This window comes from Pseudomonas sp. BIGb0278, assembly GCF_024809895.1.
Lineage (GTDB): Bacteria > Pseudomonadota > Gammaproteobacteria > Pseudomonadales > Pseudomonadaceae > Aquipseudomonas > Aquipseudomonas shirazensis.
In genome coordinates, this window is sequence record NZ_JANUEL010000003.1 from 272,838 (window position 1) to 290,066 (window position 17,229).

Annotated in this window: 18 protein-coding genes; 7 read left to right on the forward strand and 11 right to left on the reverse strand. The window is 63.0% G+C overall.

All coding sequences use genetic code 11. The annotated features are described in order from the left end of the window. Positions 1 to 11 precede the first annotated feature (11 nt). A complete protein-coding gene (locus M2396_RS14005) occupies positions 12 to 389 on the forward strand; it encodes a hypothetical protein (RefSeq protein WP_101317207.1) in 378 nt (125 codons plus the stop codon). 86 nt (positions 390 to 475) lie between these two features. Here M2396_RS14005 and M2396_RS14010 read toward each other — a convergent pair whose 3' ends face one another. Continuing rightward, positions 476 to 685, reverse strand: a complete 210-nt coding sequence (locus M2396_RS14010; RefSeq protein WP_101317205.1) for a cold-shock protein — start codon at positions 683 to 685, stop codon at positions 476 to 478. Between the two features lie 231 nt (positions 686 to 916). Here M2396_RS14010 and plsB point away from each other — a divergent pair, with 231 nt between their 5' ends. From plsB to M2396_RS14025, 3 genes are all read left to right on the forward strand, one after another. Continuing rightward, the gene (gene plsB / locus M2396_RS14015; RefSeq protein WP_101317203.1) at positions 917 to 3,406 is read left to right on the forward strand and encodes a glycerol-3-phosphate 1-O-acyltransferase PlsB; all 2,490 of its coding nucleotides are present in this window, start codon (positions 917 to 919) and stop codon (positions 3,404 to 3,406) included. A gap of 98 nt (positions 3,407 to 3,504) precedes the next feature. Beyond that, a complete protein-coding gene (locus M2396_RS14020; protein ID WP_101317201.1) occupies positions 3,505 to 3,903 on the forward strand; it encodes a YbaY family lipoprotein in 399 nt (132 codons plus the stop codon). 35 nt (positions 3,904 to 3,938) lie between these two features. After that, the gene (locus tag M2396_RS14025) at positions 3,939 to 4,628 is read left to right on the forward strand and encodes a DUF4197 domain-containing protein (RefSeq protein WP_259075587.1); all 690 of its coding nucleotides are present in this window, start codon (positions 3,939 to 3,941) and stop codon (positions 4,626 to 4,628) included. A 54-nt stretch (positions 4,629 to 4,682) separates the two neighbouring features. Here the strand turns inward: M2396_RS14025 and M2396_RS14030 are convergent, their stop codons facing one another. The 3 genes from M2396_RS14030 to M2396_RS14040 form a co-directional block, all read right to left on the reverse strand. Continuing rightward, entirely contained in the window at positions 4,683 to 7,736 is a 3,054-nt protein-coding gene (locus M2396_RS14030) for an efflux RND transporter permease subunit (protein ID WP_259075589.1), read from the reverse strand. Between the two features lie 6 nt (positions 7,737 to 7,742). Next, a complete protein-coding gene (locus M2396_RS14035) occupies positions 7,743 to 8,843 on the reverse strand; it encodes an efflux RND transporter periplasmic adaptor subunit (protein WP_259075590.1) in 1,101 nt (366 codons plus the stop codon). Positions 8,844 to 9,235: 392 nt separating this feature from the next. Then, complete coding sequence (locus tag M2396_RS14040) at positions 9,236 to 10,297, reverse strand: FAD-binding oxidoreductase (RefSeq protein WP_259075592.1); 1,062 nt, start codon at positions 10,295 to 10,297, stop codon at positions 9,236 to 9,238. Between the two features lie 209 nt (positions 10,298 to 10,506). Between M2396_RS14040 and M2396_RS14045 the strand changes: the two genes are divergently transcribed. Next, positions 10,507 to 10,656 carry a hypothetical protein gene (locus M2396_RS14045; protein ID WP_220633197.1) on the forward strand — a complete coding sequence of 50 codons (150 nt, stop codon included), beginning with the start codon at positions 10,507 to 10,509 and terminating at the stop codon, positions 10,654 to 10,656. Between the two features lie 64 nt (positions 10,657 to 10,720). Next, a complete protein-coding gene (locus M2396_RS14050) occupies positions 10,721 to 11,362 on the forward strand; it encodes a TetR/AcrR family transcriptional regulator (RefSeq protein WP_150571539.1) in 642 nt (213 codons plus the stop codon). Here M2396_RS14050 and M2396_RS14055 read toward each other — a convergent pair. Further along, positions 11,359 to 12,141: a class I SAM-dependent methyltransferase gene (locus M2396_RS14055; protein WP_259075593.1), complete on the reverse strand. Its 783-nt coding sequence runs from the start codon at positions 12,139 to 12,141 to the stop codon at positions 11,359 to 11,361. The genes M2396_RS14050 and M2396_RS14055 overlap by 4 nt on opposite strands. A gap of 94 nt (positions 12,142 to 12,235) precedes the next feature. Between M2396_RS14055 and M2396_RS14060 the strand changes: the two genes are divergently transcribed. Continuing rightward, on the forward strand, positions 12,236 to 12,856 hold the full coding sequence (locus M2396_RS14060; RefSeq protein ID WP_188035512.1) for an energy transducer TonB: 621 nt from the start codon (positions 12,236 to 12,238) through the stop codon (positions 12,854 to 12,856). Here the strand turns inward: M2396_RS14060 and M2396_RS14065 are convergent. The 6 genes from M2396_RS14065 to adk form a co-directional block, all read right to left on the reverse strand. After that, the gene (locus tag M2396_RS14065; protein ID WP_188035511.1) at positions 12,853 to 13,542 is read right to left on the reverse strand and encodes an extensin family protein; all 690 of its coding nucleotides are present in this window, start codon (positions 13,540 to 13,542) and stop codon (positions 12,853 to 12,855) included. The genes M2396_RS14060 and M2396_RS14065 overlap by 4 nt on opposite strands. A gap of 6 nt (positions 13,543 to 13,548) precedes the next feature. Continuing rightward, positions 13,549 to 14,379 (reverse strand): oxaloacetate decarboxylase, encoded by an 831-nt coding sequence (locus M2396_RS14070; protein WP_101317183.1) that lies wholly within the window; start codon positions 14,377 to 14,379, stop codon positions 13,549 to 13,551. A 30-nt stretch (positions 14,380 to 14,409) separates the two neighbouring features. Continuing rightward, positions 14,410 to 15,279: a DUF72 domain-containing protein gene (locus M2396_RS14075; RefSeq protein ID WP_188035510.1), complete on the reverse strand. Its 870-nt coding sequence runs from the start codon at positions 15,277 to 15,279 to the stop codon at positions 14,410 to 14,412. Between the two features lie 3 nt (positions 15,280 to 15,282). Next, entirely contained in the window at positions 15,283 to 15,570 is a 288-nt protein-coding gene (locus tag M2396_RS14080; RefSeq protein WP_101317179.1) for a hypothetical protein, read from the reverse strand. A gap of 131 nt (positions 15,571 to 15,701) precedes the next feature. Then, positions 15,702 to 16,376, reverse strand: a complete 675-nt coding sequence (gene tsaB, locus M2396_RS14085; RefSeq protein WP_181088571.1) for a tRNA (adenosine(37)-N6)-threonylcarbamoyltransferase complex dimerization subunit type 1 TsaB — start codon at positions 16,374 to 16,376, stop codon at positions 15,702 to 15,704. An 87-nt stretch (positions 16,377 to 16,463) separates the two neighbouring features. Then, positions 16,464 to 17,111, reverse strand: a complete 648-nt coding sequence (gene adk / locus M2396_RS14090; RefSeq protein WP_101317175.1) for an adenylate kinase — start codon at positions 17,109 to 17,111, stop codon at positions 16,464 to 16,466. Positions 17,112 to 17,229 lie beyond the last annotated feature (118 nt).

Consider the following 17,229-nt stretch of genomic DNA (forward strand, 5'->3'; position numbering starts at 1 on the left):
CGGAGCCCTTTATGCGTCAACCTGATATCGAGATTTACCTGAAGGACACCGACGTCGACCACAAGCAGATTGCCCAGTGGTTGGTCGAGGCCTTGGGCCCGTGCACCGAATGGACCCAGAAAGGCCTGACCTGGAAATGCCAGGCCGGTAACATCCCGGTGACCTGGTTACCGAAGGCTGTAGGGAAATGGAACAGCCTCTACCTGGAAAGCGACCAGACCCCGTGGGAGGACGACATTGCCTGCGCACGCGCAGCCTTTGCCGCACTCAACGTCGAAGTGCGTTGTGCACCGGGCAGCTGGAGCGAAGAACACGGGGAAGAGGATGCCGACCGTTGGGTCCGCATCAGCGCCGATGGTGAAGAGGAAATCACCTGGCGCACGCAGTAATACTGCGAGAGGGATGTAACACGAGCAATCGCATCAGGCTGCAAGTTCCACGGACAACTTGCAGCTTGAGGCTTGCCAACCAGCGCTTACAGGCCCACTACATCCTCGGCCTGGAGACCTTTCTGGCCTTGGGTGAGGTTGTATTCAACCTGCTGCCCTTCAACCAGCGAGCGATGCCCTTCACCACGAATCGCCCGATAGTGGACGAATACATCGGCCCCATCTTCGCGCTGAATGAAGCCATAACCCTTGGCATCGTTGAACCACTTTACATTCCCAGTCTCACGAGACGACATCTGAACTACTCCAGTTTTTTTATTGTGAAGATCGCCTTGCAGGCACTGGGTTTCCCCGTGCCGACGCCGCTTGCTGAAATATCCTGCAAGGGGCGGACCGAGTATATGACAGAGAACAAAGAAAATTCATGACAGGCCTGTTCAATGCAGTTTTTTGCTGAACTTGCGCAGATACGGCAGACTCACTGACTGCAAATCGATCCGAAATTCTTCCCAGGGCCCACACATCACATGACCCGTTCCCCCCTGCGCCGCTTGATCTTCGGCGCCCTGCGCCGCGTGCTTTACCTGTGGGTACGCTCCGAGACCATCAATCAGTCATCGCTGACCCTAAAGCTCGACCGCAGCCGCCCGGTGTTCTATGCCCTGCCCTCGCCGTCGCTGACCGACCTGGCGGTGCTCGACCGCGAGTGCACCAAAGCGGGGCTGCCGCGGCCAGTGTTGCCCGTTGTGGTTGGCCCGCTGCACGAGCCTGCGGCGTTTTTCTATCTGACCCCTGAGCCGGACTGGCTCGGCCGCCACGACAAACGCGGCGCGCCGCCGACCCTGGAGCGGCTGGTCGAAGCAGTCAGCCAGCATGCCGAAGAAGACGCACAGATCATCCCGGTCAGCGTGTTCTGGGGGCAGACCCCGGCCAGTGAATCGAGCCCATGGAAGCTGCTGTTTGCCGACAGCTGGGCGGTAACCGGACGCCTGCGTCGCTTGCTCACCATCATCATGCTCGGGCGCAAGACCCGCGTGCAGTTCTCGGCGCCGATCCACCTGCGCGAGCTGGTCGAGCACAACAAGGGCCATGCGCGTACCGTGCGTATGGCCCAGCGCCTGATGCGCGTGCACTTTCGCAACCTCAAGAGCGCGGTCATCGGCCCGGACATTTCGCACCGGCGCAACCTGGTCAAAGGCCTGATCCACGACCAGCAGGTGCGTCAGGCCATCGCCGAGGAGGCAGAACGCGAGCAGATTCCGCTGGCGAAAGCCGAGGCGCGAGCGCTGCGCTACGGCAACGAAATTGCCTCGGACTACACCTACACCGCGATCCGCTTTCTTGAAGTGGTGCTGAGCTGGTTCTGGAACAAGATCTACGACGGCATCAAGGTCAACAACATCGAGCAGGTGCAAGGCATCGCTCCCGGTCACGAGGTGATCTATGTGCCCTGCCACCGCAGCCACATCGACTACCTGCTGCTGTCCTACCTGCTGTTTCGCAACGGCCTGACGCCACCGCACGTAGCCGCGGGCATCAACCTCAACATGCCGGTCATCGGCAGCCTGCTGCGCCGTGGCGGGGCGTTCTTCATGCGCCGTACGTTCAAGGGCAACCCGCTGTACACCGCGGTGTTCAACGAATACTTGCACACGCTGTTCACCAAGGGCTTCCCGGTCGAATACTTCGTCGAAGGCGGCCGCTCGCGCACCGGGCGCATGCTGCAGCCACGTACCGGCATGCTGGCGATTACCCTGCGCAGTTTCCTGCGCTCGTCGCGCACACCGATCGTGTTCGTGCCGGTGTACATCGGCTATGAGCGGGTGCTCGAAGGCCGCACCTACCTGGGCGAGCTGCGTGGGGCGAGCAAGAAAAAAGAATCCATCTTCGACATCTTCAAGGTCATCGGCGCGCTCAAACAGCGCTACGGCCAGGTGTCGGTCAACTTCGGCGAGCCGATCCGCCTGGCCAGCTTCCTCGATGAGCAACGCCCAGGCTGGCGCGAAGAGGATCACGGCGAGCAGTTTCGTCCGGCCTGGTTGAACGACACCACCCACCGCTTGGGCGAAACCGTGGCCCGCCACCTCAACGAAGCCGCGGCGGTCAATCCGGTCAACCTGGTCGCACTGGCATTGCTCTCGACCAGCCGTCACGCGCTCGACGAAAGCGCCCTGGTGCGGGTGCTCGACCTATACCTGAGCTTGCTGCGTGAAGTGCCCTATTCGGCGCATACCACCCTGCCTGAGGGCGATGGCATGGCCTTGATCAGCCACGTCAAAGGCATGAACCTGCTGTCCGAGCAGAACGATGCCATGGGCCGCATCCTCTATCTGGATGAAGCCAACGCGGTGCTGATGACCTATTACCGCAACAACGTACTGCACATCTTTGCCCTGCCGGCGCTGCTGGCGAGCTTCTTCCAGAGCAGCTCACGGATCAGCCGCGAGCTGATCGGCCAGTACGTCAAGGCGCTGTATCCGTACCTGCAAGCCGAGCTGTTCCTGCGCTGGACGCCCGAGCAACTCGACGAAACCATCGATCACTGGCTCGACGCGCTGGTTGCCCAAGGCCTGCTGCGGGTGGAAAACGGCGTCTACCTGCGCCCGGCACCGAGTTCGCGTGCGTTCGTATTGCTGACGCTGCTCTCGCGGACCATCACCCAGGCCCTGCAGCGCTATTACATGGCGACCTCACTGTTGGTCAACAACGGCCAGCAGACCCTGACCGCCGAAGAACTGGAAGACCTCTGCGTGATGATGGCCCAGCGGCTGTCGATCCTGCATGGCCTGAATGCACCGGAGTTCTTCGACAAGAGCCTGTTCCGCCACTTCATCCAGACCTTGCTCCAGCAAGGCGTGCTGCGGCCCGCCGGCAACGGCAAGCTCAGCCATCACGACAAGCTCGGCGAGCTGGCCGAGGGTGTGGCCAAGCGCGTGCTGTCGGCCGAGCTTCGCCTGTCAATTCGCCAGGTGGCGCTGCACCGCGAAATAGAAGGTGTGGAGCAAATCCCCACCTGAGTGCAAACCCTTGGCCGCGACTGCCGCGACCTTGGCAGGAAAATCCGCTACAGTCCCCGGGGTTGGTCACAAGCCGACCCCAGGACTACGGAGAATCCATGAAAAAGCTCTTTATGCTGTGCTGCGCCTCTCTGCTTGCAGCCTGCTCCAGCAACAGCCCGGCACCACAGGCCAGCCTTGATGGCGAAGTGTTCTACCTGCAGCGCATTGCCCTGCCGCCAGCCGCTACCCTCAGCGTCAGCTTGCAGGATGTATCGCTGATGGATGCCCCAGCCGTGACCCTGGCCAGCCAGGCCGGCCCGATCCAAGGCAACGTGCCGCTGCCGTTCCACCTGAGCTATGACCCTGCTCAGGTCAAACCGGGACACCGCTACGCGGTCAGTGCCCGCATCGAGTATCAAGGCCAACTATTGTTCATCAGCACCGAACAGCACAGCGTCGCGCTCGACGGCAGCGACCAGCAGCCGCTGCGGATCAAAGTCGACCCGGCTCGCTGAGCCCTGCACCTATTCACTGTCATAAGGAATAATCCATGATTCGCTCCTCCCTGCGCTTCGGCGGCCTCTGCGCTGGCCTGCTGTTGTCCGCCAGTGCGCTGGCCCTGTCGCTCGGCGACCTCAGCCAGCAGGACGCTACCGGCGGCCTGAAAGACGCCCTCACCCAAGGCGCCCAAGTGGCGATCAAGCAACTCGGCACCCCCGGTGGCTTCAGCAACAATCCCGACGTGCGCATCGAGCTGCCAGGCAACCTCGGCAAAGCCGCCAAGGCGATGAAGATGTTTGGCAAGGGCGACCAGGTGCAAGCGCTGGAAGACAGCATGAACAAGGCCGCCGAAGCCGCCGTGCCGCAGGCTCAGGCGATCCTCGTCGATGCGGTGAAGAGGATGACCGTGACCGATGCCAAGGGCATCCTCAGCGGCGGTGAAGACTCCGCCACGCAGTACCTGAACAAGAGCAGCCGCGAGCAGATCCGCGCCAAGTTCCTGCCGATCGTCAAGGCCGCCACCGACAAGGTCGGCGTCGTCCAGCAGTACAACAGCTTCGCCGGTCAAGCCTCGGCCCTGGGCCTTGGCAGCAGCAAGAGCGCCAACGTCGAAAGCTACGTCACCGAGAAGGCCCTCGATGGCCTGTTCGAAATGATTGCCAAGCAAGAGCAGAGCATTCGCCAGAACCCGGCGCAGGCCGCTACCAGCCTGGCCAAGAAAGTCTTCGGCGCCCTCTGAGGCCCTTCGCTGGCGCGCCTGCTGCAGATTGGCAGCAGGTGCGCCCAGCGCCTCTTACGCTTCCTTCCTGACCTTGAACCATGCCGCATACAGCGCCGGCAGGAACAGCAGCGTCAGCACCGTGGCGACGATCAGGCCGCCCATGATCGCCACCGCCATCGGCCCGTAGAACACGCTGCGTGACAGCGGAATCATCGCCAGCACGGCGGCCAGTGCAGTCAGCACGATTGGCCGGAAGCGCCGCACCGTGGCTTCGATGATGGCTTGCCAGCGCTGCATGCCCGCGGCGATGTCCTGCTCGATCTGATCGATCAGGATCACCGAATTGCGCATGATCATCCCGGCCAGGGCAATGGTGCCGAGCATGGCGACGAAGCCGAACGGCTGGCGGAAGATCAGCAGGAACAGGGTCACCCCGATCAACCCCAGCGGTGCGGTGAGGAACACCATCACCGTGCGCGAGAAGCTGCGCAGCTGGATCATCAACAGGCTCAGCACCACCACGATGAACAGCGGCATGCCGGCATTGACCGACTTCTGCCCGCGCTCGGAGTCCTCGACAGTGCCGCCGACCTCAAGCAGATAGCCGTCCGGCAAGCTGGCACGCACCTGTTGCAACGATGGCTCGATCTGCTTGACCAGCGTCGCCGGCTGCTGCTTGTCGTAAATATCGGCGCGCACGGTCACCGTTGGCAGGCGATTGCGATGCCAGATAATGCCTTCCTCGAAGCCGTACTCAAGAGTCGCCACCTGCGACAGCGCAACGCTCTGGCCGTTATCAGTCGGCACTGCGAGGCTAGCCAGGTTACCCAGGTCGCCACGCGCCTCGGCCGTGCCCCGCACCAGAATCTCGATCAGCTCGTTGTCTTCGCGGAACTGGCTGACCGAGCTGCCGGTCAACGAGCTGCGCAGGAAGCTCGCCAGCTGGGCAGTACTCACCCCCAGCGCGCGCGCACGCTCCTGATCGATTTGCAGGAACACCGCCTTGCTCGGCTCTTCCCAGTCCAGGTGCACGTTGACTACGTGCGGGTTCTCCAGCACTTTGCTCGCCACTTCCCGGGCCAGCGCGCGGACCTTCTCGATGTGCTCGCCGGTGACCCGGAACTGCACCGGGTAACCTACCGGCGGGCCGTTTTCCAGGCGCGTGACGCGGGAGCGCAATTGCGGGAACTGCTCATCCAGGGTCGCGATCAACCAGCTACGCAGCGCCTCGCGATCTTCCAGGGATTTGGCCAGCACCACGAACTGGGCAAAACTGGCCGCCGGCAACTGCTGATCCAGCGGCAGGTAGAAGCGCGGCGAGCCAGTGCCGATGTAGGCCACATAGTTGTCGATGCCGTCGTGGTTCTTGAGCAGGCCTTCGAGGCGCTTGACCTGTTCGGCGGAATTACTCAGCGAGGCGCCTTCGGCCAGCTTGAGGTCAATCATCAGCTCCGGCCGACCCGAGGCTGGGAAGAACTGCTGCGGCACGAAACGGAACAGCAGGATGCTGCCGACGAACGCCGCGATGGTCAGCAGGATCACCGTCTTGCGCCGGCGCACGCACCATTCCACCACTCGCCGCACACGTTGGTAAAACGGCGTCGCATAGGGGTCAGTGTGGCCGCGAGCGGCATGCAGCTTGGCCAGATCCGGCAGCAAACGCTCGCCCAGGTACGGCACGAACAGCACCGCCGCTACCCAGGAGGTCAGCAGGGCGATGGTCACCACCTGGAAAATCGAGCGAGTGTATTCGCCGGTACTGGAGGCCGCGGTGGCGATTGGCAAAAAGCCCGCCGCGGTAATCAGGGTGCCGGTGAGCATCGGGAACGCCGTGCTGGTCCAGGCGTAACTGGCCGCCTTGAGCCGGTCGTAGCCCTGCTCCATCTTGATTGCCATCATCTCCACGGCAATGATCGCGTCGTCGACCAACAGACCCAGGGCCAATACCAGCGCACCGAGGGAAATCTTGTGCAAGCCGATGCCGAAGTAGTGCATGGCGGCAAAGGTCATCGCCAGCACCAGCGGAATCGCCAGCGCCACCACCAGCCCGGTACGCAGCCCGAGCGAGAAGAAGCTCACCAGCAGCACGATCACCAACGCTTCGACCAGCACTTGCACGAACTCGCCGACCCCGGCCTTGACCGCCGCCGGCTGGTCGGACACCTTGCGCAGATCCATGCCGGCCGGCAGGCTGTGCACCAGCCGGGCGAACTCGACCTCCAGCGCCTTGCCCAGCACCAGGATATCGCCGCCGTCCTTCATCGCCACGGCCAGGCCGATGGCGTCTTCACCCATGAAGCGCATGCGCGGCGCCGGTGGGTCATTGAAGCCACGGTGCACCTCGGCGACATCGCCGATACGGAAGGTGCGCTCGCCGACCCGGATCGGGAATTGGCGGATCTGCTCGACACTGTCGAAGCGGCCACTGACGCGCAGTTGCAGGCGCTCGCTCGGGGTCTCGAAGAAGCCCGCGCTGCTCACCGCATTCTGCTCTTGCAGCGCCTGCTGCACGGCGGCCAGCGGCACGCCAAGGGTAGCCAGCTTGAGATTGGACAGCTCGATCCAGATCTTTTCATCCTGTAGGCCGATCAGCTCGACCTTGCCCACATCTTTGACCCGTTGCAGCTGGATCTGGATGCGGTCGGCGTAATCCTTGAGCACGGCGTAGTCAAAGCCTTCGCCAGACAACGCATAGATATTGCCGAAGGTGGTGCCGAACTCGTCATTGAAGAACGGCCCCTGGATCTCCGGCGGCAAGGTATGGCGGATATCCGCGACCTTCTTGCGGATCTGGTACCACAGCTCGGGGATGTCCTTGGAGTGCAACGAGTCGCGCGCCATGAAGGTGACCTGCGACTCGCCTGGGCGCGAGAACGAAACGATCTTTTCGTACTCGCCGGTTTCCATCAGCTTCTTTTCGATGCGCTCGGTAACCTGGCGCGACACCTCTTCGGCGCTCGTACCTGGCCAGATGGTACGGATGACCATGGCCTTGAAGGTAAACGGCGGATCCTCGCTCTGCCCCAGCTTGGTGTAGGACATCGCACCAATCGCGGCCAGCAGAATCATCAGGAACAGTACGATCTGGCGATTGCGCAGCGCCCAGGCGGAAAGGTTGAAACCCATCGGGACTTACTCCTTGGCCGCCAGATCCACATCACGATTACTGCGGTCGACCGGCCGCACCTGCTGGCCCTCGCGCAATACATGACCACCGGCAGCGACGATCCAGTCGCCCGGCGCCAGCCCGTCAAGCACCGGCACGCTGTCGGCGCCATAGGCACCCAGGCGCACCGCAACGCGCTGCAGGCGTTTGTCCTTGTCAACTCGCCACACGTAGGCCTGGCCCTGCTCGGCGGTCACCGCCGACAACGGCAGCGCCAATGCCGGCTGGCCTTCATGGGCGACGAACACTCGGGCGCTTTGGCCCAGCTCAGCCGGGGCCTTGCTCGAGTCAAAAGCGATGCGTGCGGCAAAGGTCCGCGAGCGCGGGTCGGCTGCCGGGGACAGTTCGCGGATGCGCGCGGGGTAACGCTGATTGGGCTGCGACCACAGTTCGACACTGACGGGCTGGCCGACGGCAAAGCGCGCGAACTGCTGCTCAGGCAGGCCGATGACCACTTCACGTTCGCCATCTGCTGCCAGGGTAAACACCGTCTGCCCTGCTGCGACGACCTGGCCGACCTCGACCTGACGCTTGGAAATCACCCCCGCCTGCGGCGCACGCAGCACTGCATAGTCGGCCTGGTTGCCGGCCACATCAGCTTCGGCCTGAGCTTGCTTGAGGCGGGCGAGGCCTGCGCGGTAGAGGTTTTCGGCGTTGTCGAACTGCGAGCGGCTGACCATCTGCCGGTCGAGCAATTTCTGATAACGCTCACGTTCGGTCTGCACCAGCGCCAGGTTGGCCTGCGCGGCGGCAAGCTGGGCACGGTTGGCTTGCAATTGCAGGCGTACATCCTGTGGGTCGAGCTCGGCCAGTGGCTGATCGGCCTTGACCGGCTGGCCCTCTTCCACCAGGCGCTTGCTGACTTTGCCGCCAATGCGGAAGGCCAGCTCAGGCTCGAAGCGGGCGCGTACTTCGCCGGGGTAGCTGTCGGCGGCAGCGCTGGCCGGCTGCGGCTGCACGACCAGGGCCGGACGCGGCGCGGCGGGCGGCGCGGTCTCCTGACCACAGGCGGCCAGCAGCAAGGCTGCAGCGGCGGGCAAAGCAATTGACCAGGCATGACGCAACATGATGGGGGACCGTCCGTGTAAGGCGCTTCTAATATTTATACTGGCGAGTATATTAAATCAGCTGTGCGGTGGCGGGAAGTCGGTGAAAGGTAGAAATTATTGGGTGGTGGTTAGTGTATGTGGATGCTGGACATCTGGCTGCGCGGGGCCGGATTGCGCCTATGAGAGGGTGGACTTATCCGATTCATAAGTGATGGTTCCGGCCCCTTCGCTGCGCTACGGGATTCCCTCGCTCCGGTCTTGCTCCTGAAGTCGCAGGTTGATCAAGATCAAGAGCGAAAGTCAAAAGCAGCGGCCCAAGAGGCCCAGTGCAGCGCGGTCCTACCGGGAGCAAGACCGGAGCGAGGGAACCCCGCAGAGCAGACCAAAGGCAACCACCATAAATCCCGAAGCTAACCAAAGCGCTCAAGCCTACAAGCCGCCAGATCAGTAGCCTCCACGCCACTCACAATCTCCGCCCCCACCAAACGCCCCACGGTAGCAGCCAAAGTAACCCCAGGGTGCATCACACAAACGTACACACCACCGATGCCCGGCACATATCCAACAAGCGGCGCACCATCACTCGGCACAGGCCGCAAACCAACACAAGCCTCCACAACGTCGAGCGAAGCAACGCCATGCAACTCACTCTTGATCGCCCCAGCGGCTCTGAGCGCAATCGCCCCCGGCCGGTTATCGACCGCATCATCCAGATAATCCTCCGCCGCCAGCAGGCTTCCATCCTTGCCCTGCCGCACCTCCATCGCCGCATTGGACACAATCCCCCTGACCAGCCGACTGGGCGACCTGTAGCGGATATAGATGGCAGGTGAGGCCTCCAGCGCAAGCGAGTAACCCAAAGAGCCCATCAGCGCCGTAATACCCGTACCAGCTGCAAGCACCACTAGATCAGCATCGATTACCCCGCTGCTGGTTCGCACACCCGAGACGCGATCAGCGCTTTCGGTGAACCCCAGTACCTGGGTCCCTTCCATAAGCCTGGCACCATGACCCCGAGCACCTTCAATCAGCGCCCAGGTAACATCGACCGCGTTCAGTGCCCCCTCCTCTGCTGCATAAACAGCCTGAACAGGTGGATGCTTGAGATTCGGCTCCAGAGCCAGAATCTCAGCACAAGAGACTGTTGCGACTCCAGCAGACTTGGCACAAGCAGCCGGCATCGGCGAAATGCCATAGGTCAGCGCCCCTGTCCACTGCACATTCAGCCCCGGCAACTCCGCCTCGAGGCGGCGGTAGTCAGCGATCGCAGCGGCTCGCAGCGGTGCGGCCGGGTCTGCGCCGCTGCAGCAGGTATTGATCCATGCAAAGGACGTCGATGTCACACCAGACGCCACCCGCCCTGCTTCCACTATGGTGACCCGCACACCCAGCCGTGAGAGATGATAAGCCACGGAGGCCCCCACAATACCCGCCCCAACCACCACAACTGTCATCGCCGAACCTGTGTTCATCGTGCTCTCCTTGTCACCCGTGCGCATGACTATGTCTCACTAGCAGAACAGGATCTACAGCTGGTCCGCGGGCGCTGCTACAGCTACGGCCACAATGACGCATGCCGGGAAACGACGATGCCCACGCTCCTCAGAGAGAAACGCGGGCATCGGGGAACAGCTGAGGTAAGTTACTTGGCGACGACCGCACTGCCCGCCTGTTTCTCGAGTTGACGTTTGCGGCCGATTACCAGGACCGCGATGCCAGCCACACTACACAACGCCGCCAACGGCTCGGCCTGGTCAACGCCATCCCTTACGGCGTTGCCTCGGTTGATCTGATGCGCAGCCTGGGCTACAAGCCTGACGGCTCGGCTTGACGATTGATCGACCACTACAGCCGTAGCGCCTTTGAACCGGTAAGATGGCTTCCTGTTCACCAAGATGCAGACCCTGATGCCAAACGACGCACCCATCGGCCCTGGCCGGCCGAAGGACCTAGCCAAACGCGAGGCCATCCTTGAAGCTGCCAAAGCGCTATTCCTGAGCCTTGGCTACGCCAACACCAGCATGGATGCGGTCGCCACGGCGGCAGGTGTTTCAAAACTGACGGTCTACAGCCATTTCACCGACAAGCAGACCCTGTTCGGCTCGGCGGTGATGGCGACCTGCCAAAGCCAATTGCCGGAGCTGATATTCGAGCTGCCCGACGGTGTGCCGATTGACCAGGTGCTGCTGAACATCGCGCGAAACTTCCACGCGCTGATCAGCAGCGACGAGTCGGTCAAGCTGAGCCGGCTGATCATGGCCCAAGGCAGCCATGACCCAAGTTTTGGCCGGTATTTCTATGAGGCCGGGCCCAAACGGATTCTTGCCGAAATGGAAGCACTGCTACGCAACGCCGCTGACCGTGGCTTGTTGCGCGTCGACAGCCCGTGGCGAGCGGCCGAACACTTCTTCTGCCTGATCAAGGGCGCGCCGGATTATCGCTTGCTGCTCGGCTGCGCGCCGCCGTTGGTAGGCGCAGAGGCCGAGGCGCATGTGCGCGAGGTAGTCGAGCTGTTTGTGCGGGCGTACGCGCCTTAGGCCTTGAGGGCTTTTTTCGGGTAGATGTCGTAGCGACTCGATTTGCCTTCCAGGCTGTGGCTGGGCTTGGGCCCGTCAATGATCGGCGCCTTGCGCGGGCGCTTGACCACTACGCGATGGCTGGCCAGTGCCAGCGCGGCAGCCAATAACGCCGGAGCATCGAGGTCGTCGCCCACCAGCGGGCGGAACACACGCATCTCTTTTTTCACCAGCGCGGTCTTCTCTCGATGGGGGAACATCGGGTCGAGGTAGATCACCTGGGGTGGCTCCCCTTGCCAGGCGTGCATGGTGTCGATGGCGTTGCCGACCAGCAAGCGCATGCGCTCGACGATGGGCCCGACTTCATGGTCGTCACGCGCGCGCTGCAGGCCGTCGGCGAGCAACGCGGCAACCAGCGGCTGGCGCTCGATCAGGGTCATCTGGCAACCGAGGCTGGCCAGCACGAAGGCGTCCTTGCCCAGGCCGGCAGTGGCATCCAGTACCTGCGGGCGCACGCCCTGGGCCACGCCGACCGCCTTGGCGATCATCTGCCCGCTGCCGCCGCCAAACAGGCGCCGGTGCGCGGCTTGACCTTCAACGAAGTCGACCCGCACCGGCCCTGGCGCCTGCGCTCCGAGCTGCTGCAGTTGCAGGCCGTCGGCGCCGATCTGCAGCGCCACGGCGGCGCTGTCGTCGTTCAGCGTCAAACCCAGTTGCACAGCCCACTGCTGCGCCTGGGCCTGGTACTCGGGCGCCAACGCCTCGACTGTGATGCCCGTGCCCTGCTCTTGCTCTACCATCCGATCCTGCACCCGAAAAAATTAATGAAACCCCGGCCACGGCCGATACACGCAGTATCCGCTATTGTGCCAGAGCTGAACCGCCGCGACTGCCATGACAGACACTCTTCCCATCGGCTTGACCTACCTGTCGCCTGTCGGCAACTACGGTCGGCAGAATACCCAGGCACTCGGTGGCGTCAGCCATCTGTGGCAGGATTTCTTCGCCCGAGCGATGGCCGACCAAAGTGCTGTCGAAGTGGACCCGGTCAGCCAGGCGCTGCAGCAACATGACCAGGTCAGTGGTGAGCCCACCGGCGGCGCCCGCGCCTTGGCATTGATCGACCTACAGCGTAGCTGTCAGGTCAGCGACACCGAGGTCAAGCCACCCGAGCCGCTGTTTCTGCCCAAGGCGGAGCTTGAAGCCGCACTGCTCGAACCTGCACCAGAGCCGTTCAGCGCCGCCGAGATGATCGAGCAGCAGCGCGATATGGACCTTACCAACAGCTGGTTACGCCCGGTCGTCATGCACCAGGGCCAGCCGCTGCCAACGCCTGGCGCCGCCCCCGCGCCGCGCCCGCTGTACCTGCCGATTGCCGAATTCGACATGGACTTGCTCGACCCGGCGCCGGAGCCGTTCGATCAGCCGACCCTGACGCTGCAGCAGCACGACCTTGAGTTCGACATGCACTGGGCACGCCCGGTGGTGCTGAACAACGTGCGCGTACATGCCTAACGGCAGACCTGCCAGACGCCCATGTCCAGGTGAAAATGATTGTGATGAGCAGCGTTGTAGTCCGGGCCTAGCACCGTACTGAAGCTGGCACATGCAGCCTTGCGCACCTCGCGCAGAAACTCAGCCTTTTGCCCGCCAACCTGCCAGTCCTGCGCCAGCACGATGCGCTGGCCATCCTTGAGCCGAAAAGCGCTGATATCGAGGGCGTTGGCCGTCGCATGCTGGCTCAGGCGCCCTTCCTTGCGGTTGTACACATTGCGACAGGCAAAGCTGCCAAGGTGCTCGACCCTTGTCACCGGCTGGCCAAACACGCGCTGCGCGGCCGGCTGCAAGCCATGGGTCTCGAACAAGGCATAGGCCACCGCCAGCGGGCAGCTGGCGAGGAAACTGCTACTCAGGCTGGCCTGGCCTGCCTCGACCCGCCACACATTGCTCAAAGGGCAGCGCGCGCTGGCCGGGCTGTCGGCCTGGGCGCGATAACGCAGGCCGGAGCTTTGCAGGGCTTGTTCGCACAGGGCTGGATCCTGGCGCAGCCGCGACAGCTTGTACGCGGTCAACCAGTTAGGCGGCTGGCGTACGTCGAGCGCTGCCCATGGGTTCCAGGCGGCAGGCGGGCGCCAGCCCAGGTACCAGGCTTGCGCCGCCGCCAGAGAGAGGATGACCAGCAGCCAACCGAGCCAGCGCATCAAGGCTTAGCGACGGAACAGATCGTTGAGCTGAGCAAACGGCATGCTCTGCTCGGCGTAACTGAAGGTGCCCTGCTCGCGGATTTCCAGCGCTGCCCGCTGCAGCGCGCCAAAGGCCGCGCGGGCCAGTGACGAGCCGACGCTGATGCGGCGCACGCCAAGGTCCTGCAGCTGGTTGACGTTCAATGGCACGCCAGCCAGGCCCATCAGCACGTTGACCGGCTTGGGTGCCAGCGCCTGCACCACCGCGCGCACTTCGTCGGCGCTGCGCAGGCCTGGTGCGTAGAGCACATCGGCCCCCGCTTCGGCGTAGGCCTGCAAGCGCAGGATGGTGTCGTCGAGGTCCATCCGCTCATGCAACAGGTTTTCCGCGCGGGCGCACAGGGTGAAGGTGAACGGCAGGCTACGCGCGGCCTGGGCGGCGGCACGGATCCGCTCGACGGCCAGGCCCATGTCATAGATGGGGGCATCGCTGCGGGTAGTGGCGTCCTCGATCGAGCCGCCCACCAGGCCCGCCTCGGCCGCGCGCAGGATCGCCTGGGCGCAGTCTTCAGGCAAGTCGCCAAAGCCGTTTTCCAGGTCGGCGGCGACTGGCAAGGCGCTCGCATCGACGATGGCGCGGGCGTTGTCCAAAGTATCGTCCAGGCTCAGCGCACCCTCGGCATCGGCGCGGCCGAGGCTGAAGGCAAGGCCGGCACTGGTGGTCGCCAGCGCTTCGAAGCCCATGCTGGCCAGGAGTTTGGCCGAGCCGGCGTCCCAGGGATTGGCCATGACAAAGGCACCGTCACGCTCATGCAGCGCCTTGAAGGCCTCAGCTCGCAGGGTTTGTACATCCATGATCACTGGCTCCGGCAGATTGACGAGTGGTCAGAGTAGACCCAGCTGTTCGACCTCAGGCGCTCGTGGCAATTCCGCCAGTGCTGGCAACCCCGGCAGACGCTCGCTCAAGCGCTGGTGAAAGTGCTGAGCCAGGGCCGCCGCTTGCTGGTTATCGGAAGTATGCAGAAACACATAAGGGCTCAGGCCGGCTTCGATCCACTCGGCGACCTTGCTCACCCATGGCGTCAGGAACGGCTCGTTGCCAATCACTTCAGGCTGGCCGATGAAGCGCACCTGTGGGTGCTGGCTGAAAGCAGCCGGACGCGCTGGTACGCGAGGCTTCTTGCTCTGCGCATGCAACACGGCAGGCTCGCGTGAGGTGCAGCTGAACAACGCACGCGAGTCCAGACAGATGCGCTCGACACCCATGCCATGCAGCAGACGATTGAGCGACCGCTCTTCTTCGCCGCGAGCGAAAAAAGCGTCGTTACGCACCTCGACTGCAACCGGCACGCCGATCTCTTGCAGAAAGTACGCAAGCTCGGGCAACCGCGAAGGGCCAAAGGTGGCCGGCAACTGCAGCCAGTACGGCGCGACCCGCTCACCCAGCGGCGCCATCAGCCGGGTAAAGGCCAACCCTGCCTCAAGTTGCTCACGTAGATCACCGCCATGGCTGACTTCACGCGGGAATTTGGCGGTGAAGCGAAAGCCGGGCGGCATGATCTGCGCCCAGCGTTCTACCGTGGACGGTGCCGGGCTGGCATAAAAGGTGGTATTGCCTTCGACGGCGTTGAAGACCTGGCTGTACAGCGCGAGGTAGTCAGTGACGCGGGCATCGGCGGGGTAGAGATAGTCGCGCCAGGCGCTTTCGCTCCAGGACGGGCAACCGAGAAAGTATGGCAGGGGCGATGGCTTCATCCATCAAATGTACAGATCAAGCCCCAACACTTCCATATCCCAATCGGTGAATCCTGCAGTCGCCATGTAGCTGGCCAGAGCGGTTGCAGTGCGCCGGTCGCGGGCGCGGGGAAAAACCATGTCCTGCTGGCGGGCGGGCAAGCCACCCGCGCTGCGGCGAGTGCGGGTCTCCTGCGCGACCTCGGACTCTTCGATCAGCTCGGCATCTTCGACTGCTTCGTCACGCACCGGTGCCTTGCGCGGAGCGCGCTTGATCGGATAGGACTGCGGTGAGAAGCCGTCGATACGCATGAAATGAACACTCAGGATCAATGATGGCAATTTAGCAGCATCAGAGATCCATCGCTAATGCCGTTGTGATAACTGGACCACAGTTCTCACCAAAGGTTTAGCGCAAAAGTAAGCAGCCGACGAACAGCCGCTTAAACCGCCTTGGGCGTGGCCACGTTATCGCGCAGATAAACCGGTTGCGCCTGGTCGGCGGCGACCGCTTCACCGCGGGCCCAGGCAAACCCGGCCAGGCTCAGCACATCGAGCGCGCTGGGTAGCAAGCTGGTGTCCATGGCGCTGACCGGTACCGCCAGGCGCTCGTGGTAAACCCAGCCAGTGCCGGCGCCGAACCAGTCGCCGCTGCTACCATCCGGCAGCGCTACCCGCTCCGGCGGCAGCACCGCTTCGCGGCCAACCAGGCGCATCTCGCCAGCAGTGGCCTGATAGCAGCCCCAGTAGACTTCATCCATGCGCGCATCGATGGCTGCGGCAACCTGAGCGATGCCACGCTCACGCAACACGCCTTGGGCCAGCGCGGCGAGGTTGGAAACCGGTAGCACCGGCCGCTCCAGGGCGAAGGCCAGGCCCTGGACCACGCCAATGGCAATGCGCACGCCGGTGAAGGCGCCAGGGCCGCGACCGAAGGCGATGGCGTCGACAGCGCTCAGCGCCACGCCCGCGTCGGCCAGCAACTGCTTGATCATCGGCAGCAGCTTTTGCGCGTGCAGACGCGGGATGACCTCATAGTGGCTGGTGACCTTGCCGTCATGCAGCAATGCAACGGAACAGGCTTCGGTGGCGGTATCCAGGGCCAGCAAGGTGGTCATCGAACGGGTTTCCAGACGCAAGAAAAAGAGCGCCAGTATAAACGACAACGGCCCGCAAGCGGGCCGTTGTCGTATGCAAGGTAACGATCAGCTCAGGGCTGCGAGGACCTTGGCAGTGATTGCTTCAACCGAGCCGACACCTTCGATGTGGCTGTACTTCGGCTTGCCGTTGGCAGCGCCAAGCTTCTGGTAGAAGTTGACCAATGGCTTGGTCTGGTCGTGATAGACCGACAGGCGATGACGCACGGTTTCTTCGGTGTCGTCTTTACGCTGGACCAGATCTTCGCCAGTCACGTCGTCTTTGCCGGCAACCTTTGGCGGGTTGTAGACCACGTGATAGACGCGACCCGAGCCTTCGTGGACGCGACGGCCAGCAATGCGCTGAACGATCTCTTCATCTTCCACAGCGATCTCGACCACAGCGTCCAGCTCGACGCCGGCAGTGACCAGCGCTTCAGCCTGCGGAATAGTGCGCGGGAAGCCGTCGAAGAGGAAACCGTTGGCGCAGTCTGGCTGGGCGATACGGTCCTTGACCAGGTTGATGATCAGCTCGTCGGAAACCAGCTTGCCAGCGTCCATGATCGCCTTGGCTTCGATGCCCAGGGGGGTGCCAGCCTTCACTGCGGCACGCAACATGTCGCCGGTGGAGATCTGTGGGATCGAGAACTTTTCGGTGATGAATTTTGCCTGAGTACCTTTACCGGCCCCGGGAGCTCCCAGCAGAATTACGCGCATCTTGTGCTCCTCATATTTTTTTATGCAAATCAACGGAGTCGGCGTCAGGGCCAAGTCCGGAAAATCAGGTGTCGACCAGAAAATCGGTCAAAAGGCTGATCAAGATACACAGCGCCCG

Bases quoted from the DNA above. Each gene is read 5' to 3' on its own strand.
- M2396_RS14070 (WP_101317183.1), bottom strand. From the start codon at position 14,379: ATGGATGTACAAACCCTGCGAGCTGAGGCCTTCAAGGCGCTGCATGAG.
- M2396_RS14075 (WP_188035510.1), bottom strand. From the start codon at position 15,279: ATGAAGCCATCGCCCCTGCCATACTTTCTCGGTTGCCCGTCCTGGAGC.
- M2396_RS14060 (WP_188035512.1), top strand. From the start codon at position 12,236: ATGACAGACACTCTTCCCATCGGCTTGACCTACCTGTCGCCTGTCGGC.
- M2396_RS14065 (WP_188035511.1), bottom strand. From the start codon at position 13,542: ATGCGCTGGCTCGGTTGGCTGCTGGTCATCCTCTCTCTGGCGGCGGCG.
- M2396_RS14020 (WP_101317201.1), top strand. From the start codon at position 3,505: ATGAAAAAGCTCTTTATGCTGTGCTGCGCCTCTCTGCTTGCAGCCTGC.
- plsB (WP_101317203.1), top strand. From the start codon at position 917: ATGACCCGTTCCCCCCTGCGCCGCTTGATCTTCGGCGCCCTGCGCCGC.
- M2396_RS14040 (WP_259075592.1), bottom strand. From the start codon at position 10,297: ATGAACACAGGTTCGGCGATGACAGTTGTGGTGGTTGGGGCGGGTATT.
- M2396_RS14025 (WP_259075587.1), top strand. From the start codon at position 3,939: ATGATTCGCTCCTCCCTGCGCTTCGGCGGCCTCTGCGCTGGCCTGCTG.
- M2396_RS14050 (WP_150571539.1), top strand. From the start codon at position 10,721: ATGCAGACCCTGATGCCAAACGACGCACCCATCGGCCCTGGCCGGCCG.
- adk (WP_101317175.1), bottom strand. From the start codon at position 17,111: ATGCGCGTAATTCTGCTGGGAGCTCCCGGGGCCGGTAAAGGTACTCAG.
- M2396_RS14005 (WP_101317207.1), top strand. From the start codon at position 12: ATGCGTCAACCTGATATCGAGATTTACCTGAAGGACACCGACGTCGAC.
- tsaB (WP_181088571.1), bottom strand. From the start codon at position 16,376: ATGACCACCTTGCTGGCCCTGGATACCGCCACCGAAGCCTGTTCCGTT.
- M2396_RS14080 (WP_101317179.1), bottom strand. From the start codon at position 15,570: ATGCGTATCGACGGCTTCTCACCGCAGTCCTATCCGATCAAGCGCGCT.
- M2396_RS14010 (WP_101317205.1), bottom strand. From the start codon at position 685: ATGTCGTCTCGTGAGACTGGGAATGTAAAGTGGTTCAACGATGCCAAG.
- M2396_RS14055 (WP_259075593.1), bottom strand. From the start codon at position 12,141: ATGGTAGAGCAAGAGCAGGGCACGGGCATCACAGTCGAGGCGTTGGCG.
- M2396_RS14035 (WP_259075590.1), bottom strand. From the start codon at position 8,843: ATGTTGCGTCATGCCTGGTCAATTGCTTTGCCCGCCGCTGCAGCCTTG.
- M2396_RS14030 (WP_259075589.1), bottom strand. From the start codon at position 7,736: ATGGGTTTCAACCTTTCCGCCTGGGCGCTGCGCAATCGCCAGATCGTA.